The organism is Algoriphagus boritolerans DSM 17298 = JCM 18970, assembly GCF_900108085.1.
Classification (GTDB): domain Bacteria; phylum Bacteroidota; class Bacteroidia; order Cytophagales; family Cyclobacteriaceae; genus Algoriphagus; species Algoriphagus boritolerans.
In genome coordinates, this window is the sequence record NZ_FNVR01000001.1 from 160,367 (window position 1) to 174,641 (window position 14,275).

Sequence of the window (14,275 nt, forward strand, 5' to 3'; positions counted from 1 at the left end):
TTTTATTGTTGATTAATTTGAAGAATGTGCTAAAACTATTCTTTGCAACTGACAGACAGTAGGTTATAATACATGGGAGTAAAGGTCTACAAAAAAATTGGAGTATTAATCGCCTTACTGTTAAGTATTTGGGGGATAAGCTTTGCCTTAAATCCTGCGCTTACCTGGAAATTAGCAGAAGCACCCTTTCCTCTGAAAGATTTTTTTTCCTCCTCCTTAGACGAAAAAGTCCTAGTCAATATCCCACAATCCCGAGATACGCTGATTCAATCAGAAAATGCACGGGTTTTTAATACCGATGACATCGTAATTCCGATCCGGGAAGGATTTCCTTTTTGTGAGACTTTTATTGGATTTGATTTGAGGGATAATATTGTCCTTGGAGGAAATGCCGCCGCTGATCTTGAGCTGACAGGAAACTCCCTTCAGTTGACTGGTATTTCCAATGACGAAAGTGGGTACATGTTCGTTGATATTCCCTTCTCATCTTTGTTTGGTCTGAAAGTATCCTTCGAGTTTTCCAATTTCGGAGGAACTGGGGCTGATGGGGTAAGCTTTTTTATGTTCGATGGATCCATTTCTGCCAGTGATTTTCAGATTGGAGGAACCGGTGGAGCACTGGGATATACCTCTGTGAGAGCGACTTTAAATGAGGCCACCCTTATTAGCCCAGGACTAAGAGGGGCTTATTTGGGAATTGGATTTGATGAATTGGGAAATTTTGGCAACTCCCGAACTGGAAAATTTGGAGGTTTTGAGGATCCTAATAATGACGATGCTCTTTCGAATACACCTCTTTTTCCACATTCAGTTGTTGTGAGGGGTCCCGTGGATGGTCCTCCTCCTTTGGCACCAGGGACACCATTTAGAGATTGGGATAGAATCAATGATTCTAAGAATGTTTCTGGGTCATTGACTCCCCCAAGATATCAGTCTTACAAGTTCATAGACGGAAGAATTTTTGATCCGGCAAGTACCGGAATTGCAGGTACTTTTCCTCCTGTTTCAGTAGCCCCATATCTTCATCCTGAAAAATTTGAAATTGATACGGATTCTTTTTCAGACTCTTGTCCTGATGAAGGTTTCAGAAAGGTTTTCCTTGACCTTAATCCTGTCGATGTCAATGATCCAACTCAGGGGTATACCATAGAGATCCAGATGCTGATCAATGTGGGAGGAGTTATTAAGTTAGTCAATGTTTTTGATGGTCCTATTAATTATCCTTTTGCAGCCCCCGAGCTCCTGAAAGTCGGGTTTGCCGCGTCAACAGGTTTGCAAACAAATTACCATCAAATCCGAAATGTTACCGTACAAGTTTCCAATCAAAATGCATTGGAAAAACCAATTGTTGAGCCACTTAGGAAGGAAGTTTGCGAGGGCGAAGTCAATACATTTGACTTGGAAGTTGAATTACGAAATGATGCTGCCAATGCATTTATTCGATGTATGCAGTTGTATTACTCTGAGAAGGATGCTTTGAATGTATTAGCAGCAAGTGGTACCAGTATTCCTTTTCCTCCTGCTGCTAATGTGAATTCGCTTTGTTCTACAGGTAATTGCATCGATCTACTCTGTCGGCCCGAGAGAGCATCCATAACAGCCTATGATAAGGTAACCGGCGAAGTTGCCGGGGAATTTCAGGTCTTGCTTGTTGATGAAGGTGGGGTAGAGGTACCTCGGGTAAGATTTGCCCCACAGCCCGGATATTCCGGCGAGACTACCATCTATTATACTGCCACCGATAACTTCGGTCAAGTATCCGATCCAGAGTCCATCACGATTATCATCAATCCCCAGCCAGACCCGGTGATCACTACGCTGGATCCATTGGATTGGGAACAGCAGGAAGGGACTGATGTTCAGGTACTTTTGGAGTCCAGTGTGACCGATCCTGCCAATGATTACCAATGGATAAGAGATGGAGTCGAAATTCCGGGTGCTAATGGCACTACTTACCTGGCTACACAGGCTGGAGAATATGCGGTTGAAGTGACAACACCTCTAAACTGCGTCGGTATTTCTCAGGAGTCTGTTACGATCAGTATTGTTGAAAACCTCGATCCTGATTTTGAGAATTCTCCATTGCCCGAAACTTGCGCCGATCTGGGAATAATTGAGGTCAAATTAAATAACCTCGCAGTCATCGGAATAGCATCAGATGGGACGACAGGCAATGAAAAGTGGAGAATAGTCGATTCCGAAGGAAATATCATCATCGATTGGACCTTCCTTGCAGCAGGGCAAAATGAAATCCTTCAGGGAGATTTGGTTGCAGGAGATTATATTTTCCAATTGGGAGATGAATTTCGGTCCGGTCAGCCGGGAAGTGATGGAAAGCCACTTTACAGGCATCAACTCCCTTTTACCATTTTACCGATTCAGTCACCCCTTCAGATTGCCGGAATTGGGGTGAGTCCCGAACTCTGCTTCGGAGAAGGAGGGACAGTGGAATTTACGGCATCAGGAGGGGAAGGGTCAGCTTCCTACACATTCAGCCTGACTAATACGTCCACTGGACAAGTTTTGAATCCAACTTCCGTCAACGGTAGCACCGCTGTATTTGAAGATGTTATGCAGGGAGATTACAACGCTGTCGTAAGTTCGGCTACTCGGTGTACTGCATCCGAACCCCTTACCATTACAGGTCCAGCTTCCCCAATAGCGCTCAATTTTGTGAATTCTGAGGGGATCTCCTGCGGTATCGCCGACAGTGGATTTATTACTTGGGAAGCAAGCGGAGGCACACCTCCTTATTCTCTCGTTAACCTGACTAGAGATGGCATGACAGTGTCTAGCCCAGTCTTAACCCAGAACCCAAATCAGCAATTTGCCTTCACAAATCTTACCGTCGGCCAGTATATTTTGACCGTCTCGGATGCCAATGGATGTGAAATATCCTCAGCACCGGTAGACCTGACCGAACTCCCGGCGCCGGTTTATGAGGTGAATGATTTGATCATTTGTGAAGGTGAAACAGCCAGCGTTCAGCCTCAAATTATAGAATTGAGTAATTCTCAGCCTGTATTCACTTGGACGACCCCTCTCGGTGATGTGCTTACAGGAAATACAACTCTAGCCGGAGTAACCTATACATTTCAGGATGATGGAGACCCTCAGACACCGCTTCTGCTTCAGATTACAGGTTTGAATCCTGGGACGTACAACTTCACCCTATCCATCACAGGTACTAATATTTGTACCCAACCCGATCAGATTGTCGAAATCACTGTTTCACCGGATCCGGTCGTTGCACAGGTTGACAAAACAAATCTTACCTGTTTCCAAAGTGGGGACGGAGTGTTGGAAGTGATCTTGGATCCAGGATTGGATCCGGCTGATTATACCTATGAACTCTTGGGTTATACAGGTGCCCAGGATTCGAACTTATTTGAAAATCTTCAGGCAGGAATGTATCAGATTCGGGTGGTAGATAAATTCAGCAATTGCGATACTGTAATAACTGACCTTGAAATTACCGAACCTCCGATTTTGGAGATCGTGGATTTGGTTCAAAATAATCCAAGCTGCAACCTTGAAAATGGTTCTTTTTCGTTTTCGGTTCAAGGGGGTACGCCGGATTATTCCCTGGAAATCAACAATACACCAATTGCCGACTTCGATCTTACCAAGACAGGTGAAAATTACCTGATCGAAAATCTGCTACCCGGAAACTATACCGTACAGGTGACAGACTCCAAAAGCTGTGTAGTCAATTTACCTCAGCCAGTGGCTTTAGTCAATGATCAATTGGACCCGATTACTGTGGCACCTTTGGATACTCAAGTTTGTGAAGGAAATACTGCCACAATTACTCCGGCTGTGACTACCCCAGGGACTTTCCAGATCCGCTGGTTTAAAGATCCGGCGGCAAGTGTTGAACTAGTATCCGGCCAGACAGATGCCGATGGGATTTCTTACCAGATCGTATCGGGAACCGGGGCTTTGAGTATTTCAGGACTTCAGTTGGGTCAGGTGTACCAGTATTTCATGGAAATTTCAGGTCCCCAGCTTTGCACTCTTGTGGAAATGGCCCAAGTAGAAGTGGTAGAGCCCATCTCCGCGGTGGTGGATGTCTCACCAATTACTTGTTTTGGCGATACAGACGGCACGCTTACGATTTTACCTTCTGGAGGCAATGGGAATTACGAAGTAAGTATCAACGGTTCTCCCTTTGTCACAAACTTGTTTTATGATAATCTTGCTCCAGGGGATTACACGGTCGATATCAGAAACGATATTTTCTGTGAATACTCCACTTCAGTGGCAATTGAAAGTCCTGCAAATCCCATTGCGATCAATGAACCAACAATCGAAAGATCCTCTTGTGGCCAGGATAACGGTGCTATTAGAGATCTTATAATTACGGGAGGTTGGGGAGAATACCAGGTGGAATGGAGAAAGGGTTCTCTTACAGGGACACTTGTAACAGGTACTATTTCCGAAGCATTAAACTTGGCACCTGATACTTATTATTTGATAGTTAAAGATAAAGAAGGCTGTGTGGTCAGCTTTGATTTCATAATTGAAGAATCCTCAGATCCTGTCTATGACTTGGTTCCTCCCATCAATTCCTGTACTTCCGATCAGGTAATAATAAGACCGATTCATTTGGCTCCGGATCCTTCCCTTCCTCCTGCAGCAGCTACAGAGGTAAGATGGTACACAGGTCCCGGACAAACTGGCTTAATTCAAAACGGAGCCGATCCAACCCTGCCAGCTGTGGTGTACACGATTGACGATTCAGATTGGTTAAATCCTGAATTGGTCATTGAAGGACTTCCTGCGGGGAATCATGATTTTTACTTTTATGTGGTTTGTACCGGACAGGAACTTAAAGTGGATGTAGGAGTTTTTGAAACCCCTTCTGTCCAAATAGAGACAGATCCAGTCCTTTGTTTTGGAGACAGCAATGGAAAAATCCGGATTACTAATGATCTTCCTGAATACACATTTAGCCTAAATTCAGCTGCACCTACTACAAAATCAGCAATCGAAGCGCTGAACCTGCCCGCAGGAAACTATACACTGGTGGTCAACACACCGGCAGGTTCTTGCCCTCAAACCGTTTCCTTTGCCATCGATGGTCCTCAGGCAGCCTTGACTACCACTCCCTTAACTAAAATAGATCCGGGATGCGGCGCCCCTAATGGTAAACTCGAACTCACAGTGACCGGTGGTTGGTTGCCACATACCTTAGAAATATTTAAAGATGGAGCCAGTCAGGGAACTCAGACTGCCACTCAGTCCAATATTGTTCTCAATGGATACCGTCCGGGAGAATATTATATCATCATTACAGATGCTGAGGGCTGTACCCTAACTACAAATACCGTGAATTTGGTGGATGGACCTACCCAAGTTCTGGTTGATAAAGTTGAAATTTGCCTTGGGGAGACTGTCGTATTGTCTCCTGAGCTTGCCCCGGTTGCCCCGGGAGCCGTGTTTGAATGGTTTTTTGATGCTGCAAAAACTCAACCTATCATCAGCAATCCAGCCCCTGCACCAGATGGAGTAATCTATCAAATTAACCCGACCACAGGACAGCTTACAATTTCCCAACTACCCGCAACTGATTTTAACTTTTACGTCACAGCATCCGGACCGGGTGTATGTCCGGGATTTACAGGCATTGGCGCTGTCGAGGTACACGAAATACCCACCGCTACCACGCAAATAGATAATGAGGTTTGCTATGGTGATGGGGGTACTATTACTGTCATTGCCAGCGGAGGATCGGGTAATTATACGTATAGTTTAAATGGTGCTGCATTTGTTAATTCCAATAGTTTCCAGGTACCCATAGGGATTCATACTATTGAGGTGTTGACGGCCGAAGGCTGTAGCTTTGTTCTTGATAACATTTCCGTGACGGGCCCATCCGAAGCATTACTGGTTGAGAATATCGAGCAGGACAACCCATCATGTGATACGGATAATGGTCAGGTAAGATTTGAAATAAGAGGAGGATATGAGCCTTACTCAATCACTGTAATCCAAAACGGAAATGTCACCCGCAACTTGACATTGCCATCTGCGGGACCAATGAGTATCCCAAATTTGGGTGAAGGGACTTATACCTTTGAGATCACAGATGATCAGGGTTGCGTGTACCAAGTTCCGGGTACCCTCGATCTGAAAGAGGTTCCCAGCCTGATAACCGCGCCGAATGACGTGATTTGTGAAGGTGAAACCTCAGTGTTGACCCCTAGCTTACCTCAAAATATCTCGAACCCAAATTATACTTGGTCTTTCGATGCAGCCGGAAATAATCAGATAACTTCAGGCGTAGTCAATAATGTGACTTTCTCTCTAGCACCCAATGGCGAATTAAGTATTGAAGGGCTACCTCCATCCAATACTCCTTATACGTATTATATCATGGCTTCTGGTCCGGGAATCTGTGGGATTTCTCCAATGCCAGTACAGGTGATAGTGCATGCTTTGCCAAATTTAAGAGTCTCAAATCCTTCCATTGTTTGTGATCCTGCAGGTACGGTGGATTTATCGGATTACATCGAAGGATTTAATCCATCAGTTTACGACTACAATGTGGTAAGCCCAAATGGTTCGGCACTGAGACTTGACGAAATTGATCATGTGAATCTTTCTGGAGATTATAGAGTAAGTTCTTCATTGAAAGGTACAAGCTGCTGGAACCCCGCCCAAAGAATTCGAGTCCTCATAGCCGAAGAGGAGTTGATTGCTAATTTTGAATATGAATTTGATTTGGGAGATGGTGTCCTTGTTCCCAATACAATTGTTCAGATACAGGAGGATGTCTTGTTCAAAGATCTTTCTGTAGGTAATGTGATGATTTGGAATTGGGATTTCGGCGATGGAAATTCCAGTGGTGAACAAAATCCGGTGCATCAATTTCAGGAAAAAGGAACCTACACCGTGACACTGACAGCTATTGATTCGATAGGTTGTATTTCTACTTATCAGATCGTAATTACAGTCAACGCGGATTATAATATTATGATTCCTAACGCCTTTACTCCTGATGGTTTTAAAAATCAGTACTTTAAACCGTATTACAGAGGGATTGCATCTATGGAATTCTACATCTTCAATACTTGGGGAGAGCTTATCTATAAGGCTGAATCCTTGGAAGATTTAGGATGGGATGGCTATCATAATGGAAGGCCTGCGATCAATGGCAATTACGTGTTTAGGGGAGTCTTCATGACTAGGGGCGGTGATAGGGTAGAGAAGTCGGGAGTATTCATCCTAATTAGATAGACCATAAGTAGGTTTCTTAATATTTATTTGAAATGATCTTATAGAGTTTGACTGGAAATAAATCATCTACCTCCATTTTAGGAAACTCATCGGGTTTCCTTTTGATATTAAATTTATTGCTGCCTTTATTCTTGGGCTTTCTGGCGATTCTAAAGGGATTGAATAGGGATTGGAGACTTTTTCTAATAGTTTTGTAAAATGATTTTAAGCTATTCACTTATCTTTTTGGTGCTTTTGCTTATTGGACTTGTCTATTATCGAATAGCAAACCACTATGGAATAGTCGATGAACCAAACCAACGTTCTTCTCACACAAAAGTAACAGTTCGGGGAGGGGGGATACTGTTTCCGGCTGCTGTAATTTTTTGGTGGGTAAGCACAGACTTTATGAATACATGGATGGTTTTGGGAATCATCTGGATATCAACCATCAGCATGTTGGATGATATGTTCACGGTATCTCGGAAACTCCGTTTTGGAGTTCAGTTTTTGGCACTTTCTATGGCATTTTTTGATTTGGGTGTATTTGAACAAGAACCTTGGTGGGTACTTCCCATCCTTTATTTTGTGGCACTTGGGATTATCAATGCTATCAATTTTATGGATGGAATTAATGGAATGTCAGGTGTTTATGGCTTGGTTTTTTTCGGGTCCCTATTAAGTATCTATGAGTACATGCCTATATTTGATGAAACCCTCATCAGATATGTCTTACTGGCAATTCTTGTCTTTCTGATTTTCAACTTTCGAAAAAAAGCCTTCATGTTTGCCGGCGATATCGGAAGCATTTCATTGGCCTATCTCATGATTTATTTTCTGGTTCAATGGTACCTCGCAGCACACAATTGGACCATTGTCTTTTTGCTTTTAGTTTATGGTGCAGATAGCTTTATCACCCTGGGACAGCGGCTCCTTCGTGGACAAAATGTGGCTTTACCCCACAGAACTCACCTTTACCAGATTTTTGCGAATGAACTCAATAAGGATCACGTTTTGATTGCCTTGGTTTATGGACTTTTGCAACTCGCCTTTAATGTCGTTTTTTTCATTTTTCCCCAATCTTACCCTAATTCACTGGTCGGTGCCCTGGTCCTGATAGTTACTGCCCTGATCTACCTGACCATCAAAACCCCATTGATCAAGAGATTTAAAGTCTTTGAAGAATAACCTATCCTTAACAGGTTCTTTTCTGAGTGATCAGTATTAAATCAAAAACAATAACCTTGGACTTTTGGACCCCGAACCTCTTGTTAATTCTTCGAGGGTTGATAAGGTTCTCGAACCGTTAGTCAATTCATCGGTTAACCAATTAGTCACTCCCATTAACAGCTTCAACAAGCCCTGCATCCCTAGCATTCAGCCCAAAAGAAAAGACCTTTGGATCCCAAAGGTCTTTTTAATTAGGCGAATGCCTGACTTAAAACTTAACACATTTCAAATTTCACTGAAAAAAAGGGCTTTGGAAATACCCTCTATAGGGTATTTTTTGAATGTTTTAAAAGTTTAAGATATCTTTTTCTTTGTTTTTTCACATTTTCGGCCGATGAATGAACACTCCCATCACTTCCAAACCCCTTAACCCTTGAACCCCAAACTTTGAACAATTAGTCAACTCAACCATTCAACAGTTAATCAATTTGTCGGTGCTACAATTAACCCTTAACCGATCCCAACCCTTGAGCCCTTAACACTTCTATAATTCCTAAATTTGAAAGTTTACCATTTTCAAAGAAACCTACCAATCTTTAGAAAAATTAACCAACCCGACCAAGTTAATTTATCTCCTTTTAAAATATCGCTTCCGTTTGGAATAGCCTTTGCCTTAATTTGGTCAGTTTTTATTTACTTTACACCACAATTTATCGCCCAAATCTGACACCTTATAATTCACTTAACAAAACTAATTTACAAAAAGATGAAACAATCCATGTTCGCTTTTTCACTCAAAAAAATCCTCTTTCTGGCCTTATTCATAACACTGGCCATAGGTGCCTGTAAGAGTAAAAAGAAAGCTGCCACACCTGCACCTGCTCCAGCAACCGTAGAGCAGCCAGTTCAGCAAGCTCCTCCACCTGCTCCTACAAGATCCGCAGAAGAAATCGCCGCAGAAAAACTCGAGAATTACTTCAATTCAGTTGCTGCAGCAGGAAATGCTTCGATGGCCAACCAGTCCATTCAGGAAACTTTGGCAATGTTTTCCAATCAAGAAACTCCCGTTTTGATCGTGATCCACGAGGAAAATGGCATCAAAGATTACGATGAGCCTACTACTATTAAAAAGTACCTCGAATACCTAAAAGATACCAAGAAAAACCTTAACTACATCTCTGATATCAGAATGGATGCAGGGGGTAAGGTTTCCGAACTGGAACTGAGAAGAAAATAATCATCATCTAGCTAACCTGAAATTAAAATGAACAATAAATTAATACTCTTTCTGGGACTGTTCCTTTCTACCTCCATGGTGGCTTTGGCACAGGACAACATCAGTCCGGCACGAAAGCAAGCCATTGATTCACTTGCTTTGGAAAAAGTAAAGGACCTTTCTAAATACATCTCCATTATCGGTAGCAAAGAAACCCAATTCTCTGAGGCTAATCGTGTAATGGACCGTGCTGAGGAGCTTTTTGCACCTGGTGCCGAAATGGGAGTCTCTTCCATCAATACACAGGAAATCGCTTACTACAAGGTAAGAAGATACTTCGAGCGTCTTATGGCTCTCAACTATGACCGCGTGAATATTACCTGGTACGATATCCAGTACATCTCTGACTTGGAAAGACAGCCTGATGGACGATATGTGGGAGTAATCACCATTTATCAGCGATTCGAAGGTACCTCGATCGAGACAGGTATGAACTATAAAGATACCACCAAGAAGGACATCACCATCTACGTGGAGAAAAAACAAACTCAGATAGCCGGTCGTACGATTGAATTCTGGGACGTCATGCTTGGAGACGTACGAGTGACCGAAACTTCCGCATGAGAAAAACCTATTTGATTTTTGCGTTTTTTATCGCAATCATTTCTAATGTTCCGGGGCAAGGATTAGGCAGCCCCGGAACTATTAAGGATGACGGCAGATTCGCAGCTTCAACCAAACAACTCAATCAATTTTTTAGACGGTTCAACGGGGAAGAATCCATCGATGGAGGCACTCGCTTTAATCCAGGCGATTCGCTCTATAGGAATATACCCCTAAGAAAAGGATACCTAAACATTCTCTTCGATAATCAAACCACTTCGATCACCGCTGACCTGAAGAATCAATTCATTCAGAATGTCCTGTCTGAAGCGTATCCCCAATACCTGGTGTTTCACCGGGAAGGTTGGTATGCTGAAGTGGAGACCGAATTTATGTTTAAAGGTAAAAGAGAAAAGGCTACCCTCTTCATGAAACTTCAGGCCGAAGGCCTGGGATACGAATGGGTAATCGATCAGGTAAGCTTCGCCCCATTTAAAAACCTATTCAACAAGCCTGTGGGTGATCAGAAAGATTTCCTCCATCCCTTAAGTCATGAATTGGGCTTCATGAACCTCAGAAAAGCACTCCAGGATTCCAATCTGCCTGAATCTTTTACCGCCAATTCTTACAAACCGGATTATTTGGCCATCTTCTTGTATGAGATGAAGCAAAATAATCTTCGATTTATTACAGTTTCGGGACTGAAATTTCATTTCTTCCAAGTCCAGGGCTGGTATTTCGAAGTCAATCAATTCAATAGGCCGGGCTTCAATACCGGATGGCTGATTTCTAATCTGGTCAAGCTTGGGCCGGGAGATAAAGAGACCATTCTCAAATACATCTATGATCAGGAGTAAGAAATTTCTAGTAGGCAGTATTTTCTTTTTACTCAACCTTTCGGGGACTGCCCAGACTATCAAAGGCTATACCAAAGAACAGGTGTCTGAATTTTCTTCCAAAGTAGAAGATCAGGTGAGATTTTTAGAATACCTGTTGAATACGATCGGCAACGGGGAAACTTCTCCCCGGGATAAAGATGTAATCATCAGGGAAAGCTACCTTAAGATTTTCAGAGACGAAAAAGTCCAAGTGGAAGATGACCTCCTGCTCGATCGTAAAGTAGTCACCAATAAAGATGTTACCGCCTACCTCAAAGACATCGAATTTTTTTATAAAAATGTAGAGTTCAAGTTCAAAATCCGGGAAGTAAAACCTTCCCAAAAAGAAAATGGCGAGGTCTATTTCCTGGCAGCATTGGATCGGACGATCTCAGCAACGACGCTTTCCGGTGAAAAAATCACCAATACCAAACCCCGCTTCGTGGAGGTAAACCTCGATGACAAATCTCAGGAACTCAAAATTGTGAGTGTTTACACTACCAAAATCAGTCGTGACGAAGAGCTGACCGCCTGGTGGGAATCCCTCGATTCGCCTTGGAGAAATTACTTCACCGACAGATTCGGTCTTTCGGAGTCGGATTCGGTCAACTTGGATTGGTTCTATCGGTTTGTGAGCATCGATTCTCTGGACATTTCCGGAAATCCTCAAATCAGAACCTTAAACCCACTTTCTGAACTGCGGGATTTGAAAGTGATCGATATCTCAAACACTGGAATAACCGATCTTGGCCCCATCTCCAATGTCACTTTTTTGGAGAGCCTCGATATTTCCAATACCCCAACTGAAGACATTCAATTTATCAAGTATTCGGATCGACTGAAACACCTCGACATCTCGCAAACTCAAATTACAGACATTTCTCAACTGCTCAATTTAAAGAGTCTTGTTTCCCTAAAGGTCCAAAAAACACCCATCCTGAGTTTTGCCGTATTGAATGAATTCAAAAATCTCACACAATTGGATCTGTCTGAATCGGGATTCAACAATGTGGAAAACATCAAGGATCTAAATCAACTTCAAACTCTAAACTTGAGTGGGAATTACATGATCAACCTGTCTGCCTTAGCAGGTCTGTCATCCCTGACTTCCCTCAACCTGGCTCAAACAAACATTCAGGATCTATCTCCAATTGCAAGTCTTCAAAAACTGGAGTTGTTGGATATCACTGGTAGCCAAGTGGCAGATATTTCATCGTTGGACTCACTCACTGTTCTGAAGAAGATTTTGGCTGATGAAACGCAACTCTCCCCTTTGGCTGCAGATGTTTTTATCCGTAAAAATCCAGAAGTCCTTCTGATTCATCATGTAAAAGACCTTGAAAGCTGGTGGGCGGGTCTCTCATCTGAATGGAAAGCCGCTTTAAAAAGAAACAACCCCATTATTACAGACGACAACCCGGGGATTGAAACGCTCACTCAGACAATCACCGTTACCGAGCTCAATTTGGATAGCGCCCAACTGGAGAACCTAACGCCGATCACCCGATTTGTCAATCTTTCAACGCTCAACTTTTCAAACAATCCCATTGCCGACTTACTTCCTTTGAGTGAAGTGAAAACGCTTGTCCACTTGGTAGGTAAAAATACCCAGGTAGCAGACCTATCTGCCCTCACAGAAAATGACCTGCTTGAATCTCTGGACCTTGAATTCAGTCCGGTGAAAAGCATTCAGGAACTCGCCGGACTACCCAATCTGACCTATTTGAATGTGAATGGGGCAGATTTTGACCCTACTAGCGTTCCTGATATTTTGATCAGAAAGCCCGAGATGAATATCCTTTTCAGGACGGAGGAACTCCAATCTTGGTGGAACGAGATGGATGATCAATGGAAAGATATCTTGAGAAGCCAATTTTCACTTTCTGAAAATCCCGATACGGAAAAGCTTCATCAGCTCACTGGTAGGGCAGAACTTACCCTTCGTAGTGTCCCGGTTTCGGACTTGATTCCCTTGTCTGCATTTGTGAACCTAAGAAGTTTGGAGGTATTTGATGCGCCTATTGCTTCAGTTGCTCCCTTGAGTGCGATGAGATTACTGACCAAACTTAAACTTTCCCAAGTCCCCGTTACCGATTTCCTTCCGCTTTCAGGCCTTAGCCTTTTGGAGGAGCTGGATCTTTCCAATACCGGAATTGAGGGCTTGACACCGCTGAGTAATTTGAGTGAACTGAAAAAGCTAAATATCTCAGGTACCAATCTAAGGACACTCAAAGGTATTGAGTCACTTCATGCACTTGAAGAACTGGATGTAGCCAGTACCAATCTTAGAAATCTAAAACCCATTGATGGCTTGCAAAATCTTAAAAAACTGTCCTGCTTTAATACCAATTTGACTACCAGAGCTGTGGAATCCTTCAAAGCAAGCCATCCCGACTGTGAAGTACGATTCTATTGATCAGTAATCCTGAGATTTGTTTTGGAATACCATAGCCAGGAATGAAGTCCATTTTTCGCTCGGGTTTCATTCTTTGAAAGAAAAATCTATCCTCTCACTTAGCCAAATAATCAGTATTCAGTCTCAGTGTTCAGTCCCGATTCACCAGTTTGTGGTGAGCGGAGTCGAACCATTAAGCAGTTCTACGATTCAACAATGGTTGGTGCGCTCGGTCACTGAGCCCGGTTGGTGAGCATGGCTGCACTGAACTATGTCGGAGCATCGGTCATCCGACATTTCAAAAATTAATCATCTAACATCCGGAATAGCGACTATCCTATTGGAAGTCTGCCAAAAGCAAAAAGGGAGTCAAAAGTGCTGAAAAAAATCCCTTTAATATTTTCTAGAAAAAGTTCTGAGAAAAGTTGCTTAATCACCCTGATCAAAATTACAGCATGTCAAACTCCAAAAAATACCCAGAACTGGGTATTTTTTGGTTTTATAGGCAGAAAGTTTTCCACAAAATTGTATATTATTTATAATCTTTTGTATTATAAATGTAAAGGATGTATCGCTACTTCTAGTTGGGATTTGCAATCGCGACCCAATATTTTCAGTATTTGTATTTCCGAAATACTGCAATTAGGGCAAGTCTTCCTCGCCTCCATGAATGTTCATTCACCAAGCACTGCTTACAATTGGCGCTAGTTTTTTTGATTTACTTCAGCGTAAGGTAGATTTGTACCCGTAATTATTCAGTCTTTAGGGCCCTAAACAACTAACCAATTCAAT

Annotated in this window: 6 protein-coding genes; all 6 read left to right on the forward strand. The window is 42.7% G+C overall.

Features of this window, described 5'->3' with window-relative positions:
- Positions 1-72 precede the first annotated feature (72 nt).
- The 6 genes from C4S61_RS00690 to C4S61_RS00725 all read left to right on the forward strand — a co-directional run bounded on the left by C4S61_RS00690 (position 73) and on the right by C4S61_RS00725 (position 13,504).
- Positions 73-7,242, forward strand: coding sequence for a PKD domain-containing protein (locus C4S61_RS00690; RefSeq protein WP_103922874.1), 7,170 nt, complete (start codon positions 73-75; stop codon positions 7,240-7,242).
- 198 nt (positions 7,243-7,440) lie between these two features.
- Entirely contained in the window at positions 7,441-8,409 is a 969-nt protein-coding gene (locus C4S61_RS00700; protein ID WP_103922876.1) for an MraY family glycosyltransferase, read from the forward strand.
- Between the two features lie 748 nt (positions 8,410-9,157).
- Positions 9,158-9,628 (forward strand): nucleoid-structuring protein H-NS, encoded by a 471-nt coding sequence (locus C4S61_RS00710; protein ID WP_103922878.1) that lies wholly within the window; start codon positions 9,158-9,160, stop codon positions 9,626-9,628.
- A gap of 27 nt (positions 9,629-9,655) precedes the next feature.
- Positions 9,656-10,231, forward strand: a complete 576-nt coding sequence (locus tag C4S61_RS00715; RefSeq protein ID WP_103922879.1) for a hypothetical protein — start codon at positions 9,656-9,658, stop codon at positions 10,229-10,231.
- Positions 10,228-11,067 carry a hypothetical protein gene (locus C4S61_RS00720; RefSeq protein ID WP_103922880.1) on the forward strand — a complete coding sequence of 280 codons (840 nt, stop codon included), beginning with the start codon at positions 10,228-10,230 and terminating at the stop codon, positions 11,065-11,067. The genes C4S61_RS00715 and C4S61_RS00720 overlap by 4 nt, the downstream gene beginning before the upstream one ends.
- On the forward strand, positions 11,054-13,504 hold the full coding sequence (locus tag C4S61_RS00725; protein WP_103922881.1) for a leucine-rich repeat domain-containing protein: 2,451 nt from the start codon (positions 11,054-11,056) through the stop codon (positions 13,502-13,504). The genes C4S61_RS00720 and C4S61_RS00725 overlap by 14 nt, the downstream gene beginning before the upstream one ends.
- The last annotated feature ends 771 nt before the right edge of the window (positions 13,505-14,275 follow it).